The organism is Pseudomaricurvus hydrocarbonicus, assembly GCF_011602365.1.
GTDB classification, from domain to species: Bacteria; Pseudomonadota; Gammaproteobacteria; order Pseudomonadales; family Cellvibrionaceae; genus Pseudomaricurvus; species Pseudomaricurvus hydrocarbonicus.
Genome location: NZ_JAAONZ010000001.1, coordinates 360,680 through 379,235, shown reverse-complemented (window position 1 = coordinate 379,235; position 18,556 = coordinate 360,680). Strand labels below are relative to the sequence as shown.

The 18,556-nt window shown below is 54.1% G+C and carries 13 protein-coding genes; 8 read left to right on the top strand and 5 right to left on the bottom strand.

Going from position 1 to position 18,556, the window contains the following annotated elements; all coding sequences use genetic code 11:
• Nucleotides 1-310: 310 nt before the first annotated feature.
• Entirely contained in the window at nt 311-3,376 is a 3,066-nt protein-coding gene (gene ydiJ / locus G8770_RS01580) for a D-2-hydroxyglutarate dehydrogenase YdiJ (protein ID WP_167181061.1), read from the bottom strand.
• 388 nt (nt 3,377-3,764) lie between these two features.
• Between ydiJ and G8770_RS01575 the strand changes: the two genes are divergently transcribed.
• Nucleotides 3,765-5,888, top strand: a complete 2,124-nt coding sequence (locus tag G8770_RS01575) for a M13 family metallopeptidase (protein WP_167181059.1) — start codon at nt 3,765-3,767, stop codon at nt 5,886-5,888.
• 141 nt (nt 5,889-6,029) lie between these two features.
• Here G8770_RS01575 and G8770_RS01570 read toward each other — a convergent pair whose 3' ends face one another.
• From G8770_RS01570 to G8770_RS01560, 3 genes are all read right to left on the bottom strand, one after another.
• Entirely contained in the window at nt 6,030-6,896 is an 867-nt protein-coding gene (locus G8770_RS01570) for an MOSC domain-containing protein (RefSeq protein WP_167181057.1), read from the bottom strand.
• A 70-nt stretch (nt 6,897-6,966) separates the two neighbouring features.
• Complete coding sequence (locus tag G8770_RS01565) at nt 6,967-7,257, bottom strand: DUF1244 domain-containing protein (RefSeq protein WP_167181055.1); 291 nt, start codon at nt 7,255-7,257, stop codon at nt 6,967-6,969.
• A 95-nt stretch (nt 7,258-7,352) separates the two neighbouring features.
• Entirely contained in the window at nt 7,353-8,555 is a 1,203-nt protein-coding gene (locus G8770_RS01560) for a molybdopterin molybdotransferase MoeA (RefSeq protein ID WP_243760215.1), read from the bottom strand.
• A gap of 137 nt (nt 8,556-8,692) precedes the next feature.
• Here G8770_RS01560 and G8770_RS01555 point away from each other — a divergent pair, with 137 nt between their 5' ends.
• The 7 genes from G8770_RS01555 (at nt 8,693) to bfr (G8770_RS01525) (ending at nt 17,115) form a co-directional block, all read left to right on the top strand.
• Nucleotides 8,693-10,042 carry an MATE family efflux transporter gene (locus G8770_RS01555; RefSeq protein ID WP_167181053.1) on the top strand — a complete coding sequence of 450 codons (1,350 nt, stop codon included), beginning with the start codon at nt 8,693-8,695 and terminating at the stop codon, nt 10,040-10,042.
• Between the two features lie 308 nt (nt 10,043-10,350).
• Nucleotides 10,351-11,145 (top strand): universal stress protein, encoded by a 795-nt coding sequence (locus tag G8770_RS01550; RefSeq protein WP_167181051.1) that lies wholly within the window; start codon nt 10,351-10,353, stop codon nt 11,143-11,145.
• 348 nt (nt 11,146-11,493) lie between these two features.
• Entirely contained in the window at nt 11,494-13,644 is a 2,151-nt protein-coding gene (fadB, locus tag G8770_RS01545) for a fatty acid oxidation complex subunit alpha FadB (RefSeq protein ID WP_167181049.1), read from the top strand.
• Nucleotides 13,645-13,673: 29 nt separating this feature from the next.
• Nucleotides 13,674-14,849, top strand: coding sequence for an acetyl-CoA C-acyltransferase FadA (gene fadA / locus G8770_RS01540; RefSeq protein ID WP_167181047.1), 1,176 nt, complete (start codon nt 13,674-13,676; stop codon nt 14,847-14,849).
• A gap of 339 nt (nt 14,850-15,188) precedes the next feature.
• Nucleotides 15,189-15,830: a DUF4136 domain-containing protein gene (locus G8770_RS01535; RefSeq protein ID WP_167181044.1), complete on the top strand. Its 642-nt coding sequence runs from the start codon at nt 15,189-15,191 to the stop codon at nt 15,828-15,830.
• Nucleotides 15,831-16,157: 327 nt separating this feature from the next.
• A complete protein-coding gene (gene bfr, locus G8770_RS01530; protein ID WP_167181042.1) occupies nt 16,158-16,628 on the top strand; it encodes a bacterioferritin in 471 nt (156 codons plus the stop codon).
• Between the two features lies 1 nt (nt 16,629).
• A complete protein-coding gene (bfr, locus tag G8770_RS01525) occupies nt 16,630-17,115 on the top strand; it encodes a bacterioferritin (protein ID WP_167181040.1) in 486 nt (161 codons plus the stop codon).
• A gap of 156 nt (nt 17,116-17,271) precedes the next feature.
• Here the strand turns inward: bfr (G8770_RS01525) and G8770_RS01520 are convergent, their stop codons facing one another.
• Nucleotides 17,272-18,162 carry an AraC family transcriptional regulator gene (locus tag G8770_RS01520; RefSeq protein ID WP_167181038.1) on the bottom strand — a complete coding sequence of 297 codons (891 nt, stop codon included), beginning with the start codon at nt 18,160-18,162 and terminating at the stop codon, nt 17,272-17,274.
• Between the last annotated feature and the right edge of the window lie 394 nt (nt 18,163-18,556).

The following is an 18,556-nucleotide window of genomic DNA, read 5'->3' as shown; positions in this document are numbered from 1 at the left end:
CCATCAGCGAGCGAGTGAACAACCCCACGGGGGCCGTATTTTCTACGCAACTCCGGGGGCTTGGGGTCGTCTCCGTTTTCGGGCTCTTGTTCGGCATGGAGGTGATAGAGGTTACCGAAAAATTCATCAAAACGGTGGATACTCGGCGCTTGAGAGGGTTATCAAAATAGAGTGAAGAGAGTAAGCGGGTTGGCAGTGCGGGCGTGAGAAATGTCAGCCGGCTGGCGCGTATAGCTGCCAGCGACTGATCAATACTGAAGGCGACGGGATCAACGGTATCGCTCACGTTAAATGTGAGTCTAACGCCAACCTAACTCTGTGGCTGTAAGTGTTGCTGTTTCAGTAATACCTGCAGGGGATGCGGCAAGTGCATGTCGTCCAGACGTTTGGCCTGGCTGCGACAGGAGTAACCGGTGGCCATCAGCTTGCCTTTATTGTCGGCGGCGTTGACGGCTTTGGACCAGGATTGCTCGTAGATGCGTTTAGACGTCTCGTAGTTTTGGGCTTCATGGCCGTAAGTGCCGGCCATACCACAACAACCCACATCCACCATGCCCAGTGTTTGCCCCAGGCGGTTGAAGACCGTGCTCCAGTCTTTCATGGAGGCCGCCGCGTTGGTTTTTTCGGTGCAGTGCGCCAGCAGTTTAAATTCTCCCGGCGCAAAAATTTCCCTGTGTGCGTCAAGTTGTGCGGTTTGCTGTGCCAGCCATTCCTGCAGTAATTGCACATCCGGAGCTTCGTCGCCGAGCACCTTTTGATACTCGCTGCGGTAGGCGAGTGTCATGGAGGGTTCGAGCCCAATGAGCGGAATGCCGGTATTGCTTAATGTATTGAGGAACTCCGCAGTGTTGCTGGCGGTATTTTCAAACGCTTTCAAAAAACCGTGCACGTGCAAAGGTTTACCATTGGGTTTGAAGGGGGCGAGCAGCGGGATAAAGCCCAGGGACTTTAACAGTTTTAAGCTGTCCACCACGACCTGGGTTTCAAAGTAGCTGGTGAAGGCATCCTGAACCACGATGACTGCCCGCTGCTTGTCGTCGGCACTCAATTCGCGAATGTTTTCCGCCACGGCGTAGCGCAGCCCCAGTTGTTGCAGCTGAGTTTCCAGGTCCATACCGGTGAGCAGGGGACTGTCCACCATGCCCGCTACTCTGGCCAGTACTTTTTGAAAGATCACCGGCTTCATGAGGCTGTTGTAGAGCCAGGGAACCCGGGCCAGGGTTGGCACCATGAATTCCAGGCCGCCGATGAAATAATCTTTCAGCGGGCGCAGGTAACGGCTGTAGTAGAGTTCCAAAAATTTACTGCGGAACGAGGGGACGTCTACCTTCACCGGGCACTGGCCAACACAGGATTTACAGGCCAGGCAACCGGCCATGGACTCCATCACTTCGTTGGAAAAATCGTACTCGCCGTTGCGTCGGGCGAGGGTGTTTTTGGCCCGTTGATAAAACGTGCCGATAAACGACTGCTGTTTGACGTGGACGCTTTCCTGCAGCGGGTCGATGCCCCTTTCGCTGAGTTGCTTGAGCCATTCACGAATCAGCGAGGCGCGGCCTTTGGGCGAATGGATGCGCTCGCGGGTGCCTTTCCAGGAGGGGCACATGGCGTCGTTCGGGTCCCAGTTAAAGCAGGCGCCGTTGCCATTACAGTGCATACCTTCGCTGTAACCTTCCCACACCTGAACCGGGATTTTTCGATCCTCCTGACCGCGAGTCACAACCTCGTCGACTTTGGCCAGTTTGATGTACTCGTGCGGCGTCGCAATCTTGCCGGGGTTGAGCTGGTTGCGAGGATCGCAGGTGGCTTTGATGCGTTGCAGCTGGGGGTAGAGGTCACCAAAGAAATCCGGGGCGTATTCCGAACGCACCCCTTTGCCGTGTTCGCCCCAAAGTAAGCCATTGTATTTCTGGGTCAGCGCGGCCACTTTATCGGAAATGACCCGCACCAGTTTTTCCTGTTCGGGGTCTTTCATGTCAATGGCGGGGCGTACATGCAGCACGCCGGCATCGACATGACCAAACATGCCATAGGCCAAGTTGTGGCTATCGAGCAGGTCGCGGAACTCCATGATGTAATCTGCGAGATTTTCCGGAGGCACGGCGGTGTCCTCGACGAAAGGAATCGGCCGGGCTTCGCCCTTGGCATTGCCCAGCAGGCCGACGGACTTCTTGCGCATGCCCCAGACTTTGGACACGGCGTCGGGGCCCCAGGCCACAGAATATCCGATGCTGGGTGAGCTCTCGTCATCAGCCCGTTCATCGAGTTGATCGGTTAACACTTTGAGGCTGGCTTTCAGGGTGTCTTCGTCATCGGCGGTGAACTCCACCAGATTGATGCCCTGAATGGTTTTGCCGGCGGTCGGCGGGAAAAACTCGGCCACGCTGTCCCAGACGATGTCGCCCATGGCCAGATTGAGAACTTTGGAGTCTACCGTCTCAATAGAGGTGGGGCCCGCTTTCATCAATTGCGTGGCATCGCGCAGCGCGGCATTGAAATTCTCATATTTGACGTTAATGAGGGCCGAGTGTTTGGGGATCTTGAGCAGGTTTAATTTGGCCTCGGTAATAAAGCCGAGGGTGCCCTCGCTGCCACACAGCACACTGTTGAGATCAAATTTGCCGTCTTCGCTGCGGATGTGAGCCAGATCGTAACCGGTGAGGCAGCGGTTGAGCTTGGGAAACTTGGCTTCAATGGCGGCGTGATGTTCCTGATGGATGCTGTTCACCACGCGGTGCAATTCACCGACGCGATCCTGCCGTTCACTGACCGCGTTGAAATCCTGCTCATCCAGCGGGTGCGAGGTCCACTCGCAGCCGTCCAGAAATACGGTGCTCAGGGACAGTACGTGATCGCGGGTCTTGCCGTACATGCAGGAACCCTGACCGGAGGCATCCGTATTGATCATGCCGCCAATGGTGGCGCGGTTACTGGTGGATAACTCGGGCGCGAAAAACAAGCCGTAGGGCTTCAGGGCGGCATTGAGCTGGTCTTTGACCGCACCCGCCTGGACCTTGACCCAGCGCTCTTGGGGATTGATTTCCAGAATTTTGTTCATGTGCCGGGAGATGTCGACCACCAGACCGTCGGTGAGTGACTGCCCATTGGTGCCCGTACCACCCCCGCGGGGACTGAGGACGATATCGCGAAACTGCTTGAGGTTGCTCAGCTCGGTGACTCTCACCAGATCGGTGGCATTTTTGGGGTAGATGACCCCTTGTGGCAGCACCTGGTAGATGGAGTTGTCAGTAGACAGGACCGTGCGGTTGGCGTAATCGGGGTTCAGGTCGCCTTCAAAACCACAGGCTTTCAGGGCTTCGATAAAAGCCAGATATTGGGCTTGAACCGGAGAAGTTTCGCGAATACTGGGAAGCATAGATCGACATCAGTTGAGACTTGGGGCGTGCATTTTACCGATTCAGGGCCGCTGGTGCTATGGTGAACTTGCAGCCGCGGTGGGGATCTTGCCGGAGCCAGGGTGATCTTGATGCCGAATGACCGTGTTGTCAGGCTGCGGGGTTGGCGCGATCTGTACTCACGGTGGTCAAACTGAAGCCAGTTGAAGCGAAAATGGCACAAGTCGACACCATCAGGCCCAATGTGGATGATTACAGCTGAACCTGCCATGATCAGGCCTGGTGTCGGAATTAATTGGCTTTCCTGTTTCAGCAAGTCAACCCTGGCCCGGAATAGGACAGGGACAGCCCCGCAATATCCGCAAATGACTGTTATGAATGTGCACAGAGAATCAAGAGGAGGTCACAATGAGCAAGTTGGCACAAGGTCTCGCACCGTGGGGAGTGGCACGGACTCAGGTTCTGCGCAAGCGAATCGTCCGGCGGGCGCTTTCGGTTTCGGGAGGGCTGTGTATGCTGATGCTTGGCGGGTTCGTGCACTCGCAGGAGACGACTCCTGAGCTCGACACCCGGCCGATGCTGGGGGATTGGGGGGTAGAAACTCAGTACTTTTCCCAGACGTTGGGGGCAGGGGACGATTTCTATCGTTTCGTCAATGAGGGCTGGCTGAAAGCTGCTCAGATACCCCAGGGCTTTTCCCGGATAGACGCTTTTGTTGAGGTCTATTTGCGCACGGAAGCGCAAATTCGCACCCTGCTTGATGATGTGCTGGACGGCGGTGCGGGTGAAGAGGCCGGTGGCCGTCAGATTCAGGGACTCTACAAGAGCTATATGGACGTCGAGCGGATCGAAACACTGGGATTGGCACCGATTCAAAAGCAACTGGATGCGGTGTGGAAGACCACCACTCATGAGCAGATTGCCCGTTTGATGGCTCAACCCATGCAGCACTCTCCCGTGGGGGTGGGGATTGGTCTGGATGACAAGCACCCCGATCACTATGCCTTGCTGATTGGCCAGAGCGGTTTGGGACTTCCGGACCGACTTTATTATCTGGATGAGGGCGAACCCTACGCGAGCGTGCGTCAACACTATGTGGCGCTGATCAAGGGCACCCTGGCGCGAGCCGGTATCGATCAGGTGTCGGTGCGAGCTGATCAGATTCTGGCGTTTGAAACAGCCATCGCCAAGCTGCATTGGACCCCGGAACAACAGCGCGATCGCCTCAAAAATTACGCGCCGATGAATCAGGCTGAATTGATGGATTACGCGCCCGGGTTTGAGTGGCGGGCGTTTATGGAACAGAAGGGGGTAAGTCAGGCCCAGCGACTGGTGGTCAATACCAATACCGCGGTGCAGGGGATCGCGTCTCTGGTCGGCGAAACTGCCGTGAATGTGTTGCAATCCTATTTAGCGTTTCATCTGATTGATAATTATGCGCCGTTGCTGTCCGAAGAGTACGCCCAGGCCAATTTTGATTTTTATTCCCGCACCTTGGGAGGCATTGCTGAAAGGCGTCCCCGTGAGTTGCGTGCTCAGTCCATCACCAATGATTATCTGGGCGAGTTGATGGGTCAGTTATACGTCGAACGCTATTTTCCGGCGCAGAAAAAAGCCAGCATGGAGCATTATATCCACTATATTCGCGAAGCGTTTCGTCAACGCATCCAACACTCGCCCTGGATGGATGAGCAGACTCAAGCGGAAGCGTTTAAAAAGCTGGACAGCTTTGGGGTGAAAGTGGGTTATCCCGATCAGTGGCGTGACTTTAGCCAACTGGTGATTAAAGCAAACGACCTGGTCGGCAATGTACAGCGATTGCAAGCGTGGTACTGGGCCGACAGTCGGTCCAAACTGGATGAGCCCCGGCGCCAGTGGGAATGGATGATGAACCCACAGGAGATTAACGCCTACTACTCATCCAGCCGCAATGAAATTGTCTTTCCCGCCGCGATACTGCAGCCACCGTTCTTTGATGTGAACGCCGACCCGGCGGTGAATTTTGCGGCCATCGGTGGCGTTATCGGGCATGAAATGGGGCACGGTTTTGATGATCAGGGCAGCCTGTCCGATGGTCAGGGTGTGCTGCGTAACTGGTGGACGCCCGAGGCCCGCAAACGCTTTGAAGAACGCGCTCAGGTATTGGTTAAACAGTACAGTCAATATGAGCCGCTGGAAGGTTTGCGTCTGAGCGGCCAGTTAACCTTGGGAGAAAATATTGGCGACCTGGGCGGACTTACATTGGCCTATACCGCTTACCGTAACTTTGTGGCGCAAGAGCAGGATGGCAAGGCGCCGGTGCTGGATGGCTGGAGTGGCGATCAGCGTTTTTTCTTTGGCTGGGCGCAAGTGTGGCGCTCGAAGATGACTCAGGAATCACTCAGACAAATGGTCGTGTCAAATCCGCACAGCCCGGCGAAGTACCGGGTCAATGGGGTAATGCGCAACATGGACGCCTGGTATGATGCCTTTTCCGTGACGGACCAAAACACATTGTATTTGCCGCCAGGTCAGCGTGTGCATATTTGGTGACGGGGCTGTGGCCAGCGCTTGGCATGCACGACGTGGATGAAAGTCACTCTGCAACAGAAACACTTTCAGACAACAATTAAACCGATGACAGAAACAGGCAAGTGCAACACCGCAGCAGAGCTAAACAAGAAACTGCGTGGTTTAACACGAGAAGCTGTCGCCGATGCTCAGCCTGCGTATGCCCGGGGGGGATGGGGCCTCAATTTCCAGGGTGGCATTGACCGCAAAGGCGGCGGCTTTGGGATTGTCGGGCATGGCATTCAGGCTTGCCAGGGTGTGATAGGGTTCCATGTCGGCAGATTTCTCGCCACTGTCCGGATCAATGGTGGTCATGATGCAGCGTTCACAATGATCGCGCAGCTGTAAGCACAAGCCATCATCTCGTTGCAACTGGCTGACCTGATGTTCCGTAAAAGCCTCCAGTCCGGACAATACAATGTTCGGGCGAAAACGGCGCATGTCCACCGGCTGCATGCCTTTGCCGGTTAAGGCGTGATTGAGTGCCGCCAGCGAGGCGTTGTTGGCCACCAGAAAGGGCGCGGCGTCTGCAAAGCGGGTGTGTGTGTTGGCACCAAAGCGCTCGGGTTGAGATTGTACCCGTTGATGATCGTGGGCCATGGCCACCAAGCGCAAAGGCTGTGGAGGTCGCAGTGCCTGATTGAGCCAGGCCGAAGCCGCTGCAGCGGCTTCGACGACATCGCACTCGTCGCGCCAGACGGTGGCTGAGAAAACCGGTTGCGAGTTGAGGGTCTGGGTGTACTGTAGCGGGAGTTTTACCTCGCCTTTACTGGCGGCACTGAGTACCAGATGATCCCCGTCAATGGCGGTATCGATCAAGCTCATCCGCGGCAGTTGACGCTGGGTGATGAAGCGCCCGTTGGGCATCACCAGCATCCAGTGGCGATCAAACTGTAAACCCTCTTCGGTAACCGGCCAGTCATTCACCTGAATACCACGCAGGGACTTTACCGGATAAAGGGTCAGCTGCTCTATGTGCACGGTGGTCATGGTTGTCCCTGTTGTTTTGGGTTTCCCGAAACGGAGGTTATCCAGCAGTCAGTGACTCGCCGATGCGGGATTACTTTTGCGTTTTTTCAAACGCGGCCAGTTGTTCCGGTGTCGCAGGTTGCTGGTATTTGTCTTTCCACTCGCTGTAGGGCATGCCGTAGACCATCTCACGGGCCTGATCGTAATCCACCGCGACGCCTTTTTCCTCGGCGGCGGCCATGACCCATTTGCTCAGGCAATTGCGGCAAAAGCCGGCCAGGTTCATCAGGTCGATGTTCTGCACGTCTTTGCGGCTATCCAGATGTTGCAGCAGACGGCGGAAAGCGGCGGCTTCTAGTTCGGTTTGTGTCTGTTGGTCCATGAGTATTCCCTCTGTTGGGTTGCAAGCTAGTGTGGAAGATGTTTTTGAAGGCAGGCTCTCAGGTGAGCTATTGTGCCTCATTCATTTATTGTGGTTCAAAATAACTGATCGTAGCGAATTACCCGCACCAAATCACCTGTGTGAATGGGGGTGTCGACTGGGACAATTGCCATTGCATTAGACCAGCTGGTGGAAGAAAGGACGCCTGAACTTTGATTGGCGAAGGTTTGCATGCCACCGTCGTCGGTGATGTTCACTCGCACATACTCTTGGCGAATGCTTTTGCTGGGCCGCTCAAAGCTGGCAGCAACGAAGCTGCCCCGGGGTAAGAGCGGTGTTCGCCCCTGCATTTTTTGCAGGTAGGGGCGGACAAACAACAAAAAGGTAACAAACGTGGACACCGGATTGCCCGGCAAACCAAAAAAGGGCGTGTCGCCGACACGACCAAAGGCCAGGGGCTTGCCGGGTTTGATGGCCATTTTCCAGAGTGTTAATTCACCCAGTTTTTCCACGGCACCCTTGATGTGGTCCTCTTCGCCCACGGACACTCCGCCGGTGCTGACAATCACATCGGCTTCCAGGGTGGCACGGCTCAGGGCTTGCAAGGTGGCTTCCGGCGTATCTTCTACCCGGCCCAAATCCAGCGGGATGATATCCATTTTGTGGAGCAGGCCGGCGAGCAGGAAACGATTGGAATTGTATATCTGTCCGGCTTGCAAGGGCTCTCCCGGTTCCACCAGCTCATCGCCGCTGGAAAGGATCGCCACTTTCAGGCGGCGCAAGACGGGGATGCGATCAATGCCGACCGAAGCCAGCAAGCCCAGCGTCTGGGGGGTGAGGGTTTGCCCTGCGGCGGCAACCTCGGCGCCCTGAAGTATGTCCTGTCCGCGGGGGCGCACGTTGTTGCCCAATGGCACCGTGGCGGGTATCTGTACTTGATCGTGGTTGACGACACACTGTTCCTGCATCGCGACGCTATCGGCCCCTGCCGGGATTTCCGCACCGGTAAAAATCCTGGCGGCGGTTCCTTGTTGCAGGCCGACTGGGGCATGGCCCGCGGCTATTCGCTGGCTGATGGGAAAGTCGGTGTGAGGCGTTGTGCGTAAATCGCCATGACAAAAGGCGTAGCCGTCCATCGCGCTGTTGTCCGCCGGGGGGACATCGACGGGGCTGATTTGGGCGCTGGCCAGAATGCGCCCGTGGGCCTGCATCAGCGGCAAGACCTCCGTGTGGGTGACTGCCGTGGCTGATTGGAGGATCTGTGCCAAAGCGTCGGTGACTGACTGCATGCCTGCCATAAGGGGTTCTTGCCTCTGATAATGTCCGGTGTTCATTATACCTTGTCCGCGATGGATCTTTTACTGTGTTTAAGCGGTGAAGTCGCTAGAATGCGCTGTTTGCGCTTAGACGCCTGCTGCCATTATTTAGGATTGTCGTGAAGTCTCCTTTTTTAATCGAACTGAAACACCTGCTCAAATTGGCCAGTCCGTTGTTGGCGGCACAATTGTTGGTGACCGGCACCAGCGCCGTGGACACCCTGATGGCGGGTCGTTATCACGCCAATGACCTGGCGGCGGTGGCCATTGGCAGCGGCATCTGGTTGCCCATGTACTTGTTAATTTCAGGGTTGCTGATTGCCACCACCTCGATGGTGGCGCGTTATCACGGCGCGGGGGACCACACGTCGATTGTCAGCACCGTACAGCAGAGTATCTGGCTGGCCCTGGCGACTGCGGTGCCCTGCGTCTTTTTGCTGTTGCACACCGAAACGCTGTTAGTCTGGTTGGCGGTGGACCGTTCTTTTGCCAGCATTACCGAGGGCTATTTGACGGCGGTGGCGTTTGGCTTGCCGGGTGCCGCGATTTACAGCAGTTTGCGGTCTTTTACTGAGGGTATGGGGCGTACCAAACCTTTCATGCTCAGCAGTTTTGTGGCTTTTTTGGTGAACATCCCGCTCAATTACGGCTTAATCTATGGACGTTGGGGGCTGCCCGAACTGGGTGGTGCCGGCTGTGGTGTGGCGACCGCAGTGAGTATGTGGTTACAGGTGGGGGTGATGTGGTGGTTTACCTCGCGCCCGGAGTGCTACGAAGGCATCCAGTTGTTCCAGCGGTGGCTGCGACCGGACTGGTTGAAAATTGGACAGATCGCCAGGCTGGGGCTGCCCATTTCAATAGCGGTGTTTGCGGAGGTCTCCATCTTTTCGGCGATCGCGCTGTTGCTGGCGCCGCTCGGGGCTTTGGTGGTGGCCAGTCATCAGATTGCCTTGAGTGTGTCGCATTTGATCTTTATGTTTCCCCTTAGCCTTTCTCAGGCCATCACCATTCGCGTTGGCTACTTTTTGGGGCGCAATCAACAACCGCTGGCGAACTTTGTCGTGCGTACCGGGGTTTTGGCCTCTGGCCTGCTGGCGCTGACGACGATGACCCTGATTCTGACTTTTCGACATTCCATCGTCAGCTGGTACACCACGGATATTGAAGTCCAGGCCGTGGCCGCCGGGTTGTTTGTTTGGATGGCGATTTATCAATTCCCGGATCAAATTCAAATTGCCTCCAATGCCGCTCTGCGAGCTTATCAGGATACCCGTATCCCGCTGGCGTTGATCTTGTTGTCGTACTGGGGCGTGGCGATTCCTCTCGGTATCACTCTGGCCCGGACGGAATGGTTGGGGCCTCCGATGGCGGCACAGGGTTTTTGGGTGGCGCTGGTGGTGGGGCTGTCCTTGACGGCGGTGCTGTTGGGGGCCAGATTGTACCGGATTGCGCGTCGCCCGCTCGATTGACCCCTGCGGTGGACGATGACCGGGGGGTGGAATCAACAAGCGGACGATCAATCGTTGAGCCGTCGACTGTCAACTAAGGGTAAGTGCGTATTTTTACAGAGGTGGTTGGGTGTGTTACAAGATACTCTAGTCCTTCAAGGCAATGCCTGTTTACCGGGAACGCAGGTATGCTGATGTAGGTCAAAAACACCAGCTGGCCATTGGGTATACTCCTCTAGTAAGTTTCCGGCCAATAGAGAGATTGGTGGCTAGCAGTGAAGTGACTGATTATAAATTCCGAATGGCTAATAATTAAAAAGGAAGGTTATATGCAACCCCAAATTACTGTGCTCGTGGTCATTGATCCCAGCCAGAAAAATCATCCCGCCCTGGAGCGTGCGCTGCTGTTGGCGAACAGAACGAGTGATAATGCCACCGCAAAGATGGTGTTTATCGTGACACCGTTCAAACAGCCGCTGCAACAGTCGCCCACCGTTCTGTGTACCAGTGAATGGCTCAAAGAGAATATTCACGACCCTTTGGTGGGTACCCATGTTGAATATTCTGTCACACTGGGGTGGGGCAGCAGCAGTAACGACATCATCGTTCAAGCGGCAAAAGAGTTAAACGCGGCTCTCACCATTGCGCCTTATTATGAGCAGCAGAGCGGCAACATGTTCAGCGATGAAAAATGGAAGTTGCTGCGGGAATCCGAAAACCCTGTACTGATGGCCTCGCGACCATCGGAAAATCACTCCGGCCGTATGCTCTGCACCGTGAAAATCCAGGATGAAGATTACGCTGAGCGAAATCAGCGGGTGCTGGATGTGGCCAGCAAGTTCTCTGATCACTTCGAGCTGGAAACTCATGTGGTGAATGCTTATGAAGATTCGATGGAATATCCGGATCGCAGCAAAATTGCGTCCATGTACAGCGTGCCGAATGACCGTATTTACGTCAAACAAGGTGAGCCGCAAGACATTATCTGTGATGTCGCCAACGACATTGATGCCGATCTTATCTTGATTTCCAGTCATCGCCGCAAAGGTTTGAAAGGCGCGCTGCGTGGCAACATGATTGAGAAAATTATCCAGCGACTCGATCGTGATATTTTGATGATTTGATCCCAACACAAACCGGGTGCGCCAGCCCCGCACCCGGTTTGTGTCAGAACATGTTACAACCCTACGCAAAACCCCCGCCGCTTTTGGTGACTGATCAGTCATGCCAGTGCCGCCCCAGATTTCCGCTATTTTCTTCACTGAAATGCCAGCCTGCTCCAGCCTGAGACCATTATAGACACCTCATCCGGTCGAATTTGTTATTGGAGCGGTTGCGTTAACCACCTACTCTTAGCTTCGCAAAAAATGGGCGTTGGCGATTGCTGCCAAAAAAGCCCCGGATTTGAATTCTGCTATTTCTTTTTAAACGTTTTTTAAACGTTCTTATGAATCCTAACGTGAGGCTGATAGATGATCTATTCAGGTAAAGCCATAACGGTAACTGCCCTGGACAATGGTATTGCCGAACTCAACTTCGATCTGCAAGGTGAGTCAGTAAACAAATTTAATGCATTGACGGTTGATGAGCTGAAGCAGGCCGGTGCAGCCCTGAAAGTGGCCGACGGTATTCAGGGTTTGATTGTGACCAGCGCGAAAGACGTCTTTATCGTCGGCGCGGACATCACTGAATTTGGCAACAATTTCAGTGCCGACGAAGCGACGATCGCGGCGGCCGCACTGGAAACCAACAAAACGGTGTTTAACCCGATTGAAGACCTGCCGTTTCCAACAGTCACCGCTATTAATGGTATTGCGTTGGGTGGCGGTCTGGAAATGGCGCTGGCAACAGATTATCGGGTGATGTCGAGCGCTGCCAAAATTGGTTTGCCGGAAACCAAGTTGGGGATCATCCCGGGTTTCGGTGGCACTGTGCGTTTACCGCGTCTGATTGGTACCGATAATGCCGTGGAGTGGATTGCATCCGGTAAAGAGCAACGAGCCTTGGCGGCCTTGGCGGCGGGGGCAGTGGATGCCGTCGTGGCGCCGGAAAAACTGCGCGAAGCGGCCCTGGATCTGGTGCAAAAGTGCATCGCTGGCGATTTTGATTATCTCGCCAAGCGTCAGGAAAAACTGCAGCCATTAAAACTGAATGACATCGAAGCCATGGTGTCTTTTGAAACCTGTAAAGCGGTGGTTTCCGGTCAGGCGGGGCCTCATTACCCGGCCCCTGTGACGGCCATCAAAGTGATCCAAAAAGCCGCCAAAATGGGGCGTGATGAGGCGCTGGCAGAAGAAGCCAAAGGTATTGCCAAGCTGGCTAAAACCGACGTCGCCCGCAATTTGGTGGGACTGTTTTTGGGTGATCAGGAACTTGGCAAAAATGCTAAAAAGTGGGCCAGGCAGGGTGCCAAAGTTGAAAAGGGTGCGGTCCTGGGGGCCGGCATCATGGGCGGTGGCATTGCGTATCAATCTGCCCTCAAAGGCACGCCGATTGTGATGAAAGACATTGCCCAGGCGGGTATTGATCTGGGCTTGTCTGAAGCCAGTAAATTGTTGTCGAAAAGCGTGAGTCGCGGCCGTTTAACGCCGGAGAAAATGGCGGGTATTTTGAATAAAATTCAACCCCAGCTCGGCTACGACAATTTCGACGCGGTGGATGTGGTGGTTGAAGCCGTGGTGGAAAACCCCAAAGTGAAACAGGCCGTTCTCGCCGAAACCGAACAGCAGATTCGCGAAGATGCCATTTTGGCCTCCAACACCTCGACCATTTCCATTAGCTTTCTGGCCGAAGCGTTGCAGCGCCCCGAGAACTTCTGTGGTATGCACTTCTTTAATCCTGTGCATCAAATGCCGCTGGTGGAAGTTATTCGCGGTGAAAAAACCAGTGATGCGGCCATTGCCCGGACTGTGGCCTATGCCCTGGCCATGGGCAAAAAGCCAGTGGTGGTTAATGACTGTCCGGGCTTTTTGGTGAATCGCATCCTGTCGCCTTATTTTGGCGGGTTCATGCGTCTGATGAAAGAGGGCGCCGATTTCACCCGTATCGATAAGGTGATGGAAAAATTTGGCATGCCCATGGGACCTGCGTACCTGGCGGACGTGGTCGGTATCGACACGGGCGTGCACGCCGGTGAGGTGATGGCGGCAGGTATTCCCTCGCGCATGGGTGCGGATTTTAAAACCACCCATGAAGTGCTGTTTGAAAATAACCGTTTGGGACAGAAGAACGGCAAAGGCTATTACAGCTACGAAGTGGATCGCAAAGGCAAGCCGAAGAAAGTGGTGGATGCGGCCGTTACCGAGTTGTTGTCAGCCGTCGTGGCGACACCGAAAGAGTTCAGTGATGAAGAGATTCTTGATCGCATGATGATTCCGATGTGCCTCGAGGCTGTGCGCTGTCTGGAAGAAAACATCGCGGCGTCGGCGAACGATGTGGATATGTCGCTCATCTACGGTATTGGCTTTCCTCCGTTCCGCGGTGGTGCGCTGCATTACATTCAGGACATGGGGCTGGCGGCATTCGTGGCGAAAGCCGATCAGTACGCCGAGCTGGGTGAGAGTTATCAGCCCACTGAAAAACTGCGTGAAATGGCCCACAACGGCGACGTTTTTTTCGCCTGAACCTAACAAAATTTACGGGAGATTAAGTAATGAGCTTAAATCCGAGAGACGCCGTCATTGTTGATTTTGGCCGTTCCGCTATGGGCCGTTCCAAAGGCGGTGCATACCGTTACACCCGTGCAGAAGACCTGTCCGCCGATTTGGTGAATGGTCTGTTTGCGCGCAATGAAAAACTGAACCCGGCTGAAGTAGAGGATGTCATTTGGGGCTGTGTGAACCAGACCAAAGAGCAGGGCTGGAACATCGCCCGTATGATGTCGTTGATGACAGTTATTCCCCACGAGGCCGGTGGCCAAACCGTGAGCCGTTTGTGTGGCTCGTCCATGTCGGCCCTGCACACGGCCGCACAGGCGATCATGACCGGCAACGGTGACATGTTCGTGGTGGGCGGTGTCGAGCACATGGGGCACGTGGCCATGGATCACGGTGTGGATCCCAACCCGCGTCTGGCCAAGCACGCAGCGAAAGCGGCGGGCATGATGGGCATGACGGCAGAAGTGCTGGGCATGATGCACGGCATCACTCGCGAGCAGCAGGATGCGTTTGGTGAGCGCTCTCACCGTCTGGCCCATAAAGCCACTCAGGAAGGCCGCTTTGCGGATGAGATCATTGTGCTCGATGGTCACGATGCCAACGGCTTTAAAGTGCGCATGAAAGCGGATGAAACCATTCGCCCGGAAACAACGGTGGAGTCATTGTCGCAATTGCGTCCGGCGTTTAACCCGGTCAGCGGCACGGTCACGGCGGGTACCTCATCCCAGATCACCGATGGTGCCTCGGCCATGATTGTCATGTCCGCGGAGCGGGCTCAGGCGCTGGGTGTTCAGCCCCTGGCGGTCATCCGCGCCATGGCGGTGGCCGGTGTGGACCCTTCCATCATGGGCTACGGGCCGGTTCCTGCCACTCAGAAGGCCCTGAAGCGTGCCGGACTGAGCATGGAGGACATTGATTTTGTGGAATTGAATGAAGCCTTCGCGGCCCAGGCGCTGCCGGTGTTGAAGGACCTCAACCTGCTCGACAAAATGGACGAGAAGGTGAACCTGCACGGTGGGGCCATTGCTCTGGGCCATCCGTTTGGCTGCTCGGGCACCCGCATTACCGGTACCCTGCTGAACGTCATGGGACAGCGTGGCGGTACCCTTGGGGTGTCCACCATGTGTATTGGCCTGGGACAGGGCATTACCACGGTTGTTGAGCGCTTGTAAGCTTAGGTCTTGACCGTATGCAGGTCTGCGAGACTGAGCAGGTCTGACCCCGGCGCTTTATCGGCGTCGGGAAGGTAGCGCAGCCGTGAAAAAAGCCGCGAACATCAAGAGGTGTTCGCGGCTTTTTTGTGGGCTGGCCGGAGGTCACTGCCGACCTGAGGGGGCTTCCTTAACCCATGTTGAAATAATGCTAAACCAGTCTTTAGCTCACGGCGAACCCAACCGTTGCAACACAGTGAGTGCGGAAGGCTTTTTCTCTCATCTTCAAAGGGTTCACATTCGGTATCCAATAATCTCGGCTATAGTGAAATAACTGATTGATATTTTGGAGAAATAAGGATGAGAGCACTACCAACCATGGCGCCAACTTCAACGGTGAGACCCGCGCTCACAACCGGTTTATGGCTGATTCTATCGACAATATTGTTAATGGGGTGTTCGAGTAATAATGTCACGGTTGACAGTGACTACAAGGCAGGCGTCGATTTCACTCAATTTAAAACCTATCGTTGGCATCAATCCAGCACTGGGGCCAAAAATTACAATGGCAACGATATTCTCGATGGCCGAATTCGGGCTGCGGTGGACGCCGAGTTACAGGCAAAGGGGTTTCGGCGACTGGAAACGGGGGATATCGATTTTACCGTTAACTACGATGTGACCACTCAGGCGAAGACGGACGTGCGCAGTTATAACACGTATGGGGGGATGGCCCCTGGCTTCTCGATGGGTTATGGCAGTGGTTATTATCGGTACGGTTACAGTATGACCTACAGCACCGCACCGGAAGTGAGAACGGTGCATTACGAGGAAGGCACTTTCGTGCTGGACGTCATCAACCGTGACAATAAACTGGTCTGGCGTGGCACTGCAGAGGGGCGTCTGAAAAAAAATCTTAGCGTTGAGGAAAAGCGGCAAAGCATTAAAAATGTGATCGCTAAAGTATTGGCCAACTTTCCTCCACAGGATGCGGTGAAGTAGAGGTCACAATCATATTGTGAGAAGCAGCAAGCACCAGCAGCGCTGGGTAGAGGCCAAAAGCCAATGTTTTTGGCTTTTTTTGCGCTTTTAATTGTTGTGTGCCCATCAATATACGTGGTGTGCAGGCGTTGAGTCAGGGACGACTCGTGGGCGCTGCTTGTTCGTATGAACCCGAAACCAAACAAAAATCCCTCTCAATATCATTCTAACTTATTGGTTTTTAACGCATATTGTGGTTTTTCAAGATGCAAAAATAATCTTTTTACTGGTGTGAAGTTACGCTATGCTGTACCCATAAATTTGCAATTATTGTTATAAGGCCGTGACATGAAAGGTAACAGCAAGGTGCTGCAAGCGCTCAACAAGGTGCTTTTTCACGAACTCACTTCGATTAACCAGTATTTTCTCCACGCGAGGATGTTTCGCAATTGGGGACTGGGAGAGTTGAATGAAAAGGATTACAAAAAATCCATCAAGGACATGAAACAAGCGGATGACCTGATTGAGCGTATCCTGTTTTTGGAAGGGCTGCCGAATTTACAGGATCTCGGCAAGCTGCGCATTGGTGAGCACACCGAAGAAATGCTGCAGTGTGATATGGATTTCCAAATGGATCAAATCAAATTACTGCGCGAGTCCATCGAATTGTGCGAAACAGAGTCCGATTATGTCAGTCGGGAACTGCTGGAAGGCATTCTAGAGTACGAAGAAGAGCATGTGGATTGGATTGAAACTCAACAGTTTTTAATCAAACACACAGGTATTGAGAATTACTTACAGTCCATGCTGGAGAGTTGAGATGCAAGGTTCAAAGAAAATCATCGATCTGTTGAACAAGCAGCTGACGCTTGAGCTCACGTCCATGGATCAATATTTGGCTCACTCCAAAATGTACGAAGACTGGGGTGTCAGTAAACTCCATGAAAAGCTGGCTCACGAGTATGAAGAAGAGCTGGAACACTCGCAGAAAATTATTGAGCGCATTTTATTTTTGGAAGGAACGCCGGATACCGCTTCCCGGGAAAGTATTCATGTGGGTTCCGATGTCAAACAGATGTTGGAAAATGACCTGGCTGCGGAAAAACTTGTGGCTGAAAGTTTGCGTAACCTCATTTCCGCCTGTGAGGTGGAAAAAGATTATGTGACCCGCGAAATGCTCGAAATGCTGTTGGATGATACCGAAATGGATCACATCTACTGGCTGGAACAGCACCTGGGCTTGATTGATAAGATTGGCTTGCCAAACTACATCCAGTCGCAAATGGGCGGTGGTTCGCCCAGCTAGGTAGCGTTTGGGGCAGACAGCCCGTTTGAGGGCGCTCTGCACCCGCGTAGCAGTGACTGGCCAATAGCTTTTGGCTGACCCTACCATATGGGTGTCTGAGATAAAAAAACGAGATACGGAGTAGCCGCTCCTATCTCGTTTTTTTATGGCGGTCTGTCAGTTGCCAGCCACCTTGGCTGGCTTGTTTTTCCACAGTTGGGGGTCAAGTATCAACCGTTTCGATTTGGGCTCGGTCGCTTCGGCTTTCAACAGATCGGCATCGCCGACAATGCATTTGATGACGATGGCGCGAGAAAATGCCACAGACACCGGCACACCGATCAGCCCGCTGTAACATTTGGACAGATGGGAGGCGTCGGAAAAACCGGCCAGTTTGGTGGCTTCCGGAATCGATTTTCCCGCCATCACAAAGATGATGAAGTTCGTCAATCGATACCAAAGTCGGTGTTTACGAATGGGCGCGCCGATGTGCTTGCGAAATAACTTGATCAATCCGGACTCGGACATTGCCACTTCCCGGGCGAATTCTTTTACGGATACATTTTCGGCGGAAGTCTCCCGTATACGCTGAACCACATGTTGAATTCTAGGATCAACCTTCAGGGGGGCATCACCGTCATGCGGGTGCGGATAAAGCAGTTGCTCCACCCGGGTCTGGGCTTCTTCAAAGGGAGGTTCGTCGTCACGTAATTGAAGCAGTGTGGCTATCAGTTGCGCTTCGTCAGTGTGATGGTGAAACACACCGCCGCTCGCCGCGTGCATCTGGTTTTTCACCACCGTAAAGTCAGTGCTGCTGGCATCCAGATAACACACTGACAGGACGGCGTTTTTGTTGTCAATGTTGATCTTGGTGCCGGCCGGAACCAGCAGGCTTTTCGCGGGCACCCAGTGTTCTTGACTGTGGGTACGAAAGCGGATGTGACCTTCGAGGCAAACGAGCAGCCAGGAGGTCCCAGCGTGAATTTCCCGGAGCGGCAGATGAGCGCGTCCCAGGTAGATGGAGCGTTTGTCAGATAAATACATGACAGGGAGCGGTTGAATATGCATAACAGCTTTCGCCTGAGTAATCGTTGTTATTATTGTTTGGCATTGCAGGGCAGCCCGGAGGATGCCCTGGTACTTTTTAGCATTTTGTGGGCAGGGCCTGCAATTCTCATCGACGCTTTCTGCGTCCCGCATCCATGCTCAGTGGGCATTTAGGCACACCCGCCGGGTTATGTCCCGTTTGTTAGTTGGTCTTTGATACCGGGTTGTTGAACTTTGGCGGATGGAGGCGTGGATTAAAAACAATTTTAAGCGTCGCGCGCCCTCATTGCAGGTTCTCACGCGACCTCCGCGCATCAAAAACCTGGCTTAGTTCATACCAATCATCCGGAAATGTTGCAGAAAGAAGCCAGCAAGTTCAGAGGGCCATTATCGGCGAAGTCAGGCTTGTTTTTTA

What these genes read in the sequence shown, in the direction of transcription:
- G8770_RS01570 (WP_167181057.1), bottom strand. Translation starts at nt 6,896, where the DNA reads ATGACCACCGTGCACATAGAGCAGCTGACCCTTTATCCGGTAAAGTCC.
- G8770_RS01575 (WP_167181059.1), top strand. Translation starts at nt 3,765, where the DNA reads ATGAGCAAGTTGGCACAAGGTCTCGCACCGTGGGGAGTGGCACGGACT.
- G8770_RS01560 (WP_243760215.1), bottom strand. Translation starts at nt 8,555, where the DNA reads ATGGCAGGCATGCAGTCAGTCACCGACGCTTTGGCACAGATCCTCCAA.
- G8770_RS01550 (WP_167181051.1), top strand. Translation starts at nt 10,351, where the DNA reads ATGCAACCCCAAATTACTGTGCTCGTGGTCATTGATCCCAGCCAGAAA.
- G8770_RS01520 (WP_167181038.1), bottom strand. Translation starts at nt 18,162, where the DNA reads ATGCATATTCAACCGCTCCCTGTCATGTATTTATCTGACAAACGCTCC.
- fadB (WP_167181049.1), top strand. Translation starts at nt 11,494, where the DNA reads ATGATCTATTCAGGTAAAGCCATAACGGTAACTGCCCTGGACAATGGT.
- fadA (WP_167181047.1), top strand. Translation starts at nt 13,674, where the DNA reads ATGAGCTTAAATCCGAGAGACGCCGTCATTGTTGATTTTGGCCGTTCC.
- G8770_RS01535 (WP_167181044.1), top strand. Translation starts at nt 15,189, where the DNA reads ATGAGAGCACTACCAACCATGGCGCCAACTTCAACGGTGAGACCCGCG.
- ydiJ (WP_167181061.1), bottom strand. Translation starts at nt 3,376, where the DNA reads ATGCTTCCCAGTATTCGCGAAACTTCTCCGGTTCAAGCCCAATATCTG.
- bfr (WP_167181042.1), top strand. Translation starts at nt 16,158, where the DNA reads ATGAAAGGTAACAGCAAGGTGCTGCAAGCGCTCAACAAGGTGCTTTTT.
- bfr (WP_167181040.1), top strand. Translation starts at nt 16,630, where the DNA reads ATGCAAGGTTCAAAGAAAATCATCGATCTGTTGAACAAGCAGCTGACG.
- G8770_RS01565 (WP_167181055.1), bottom strand. Translation starts at nt 7,257, where the DNA reads ATGGACCAACAGACACAAACCGAACTAGAAGCCGCCGCTTTCCGCCGT.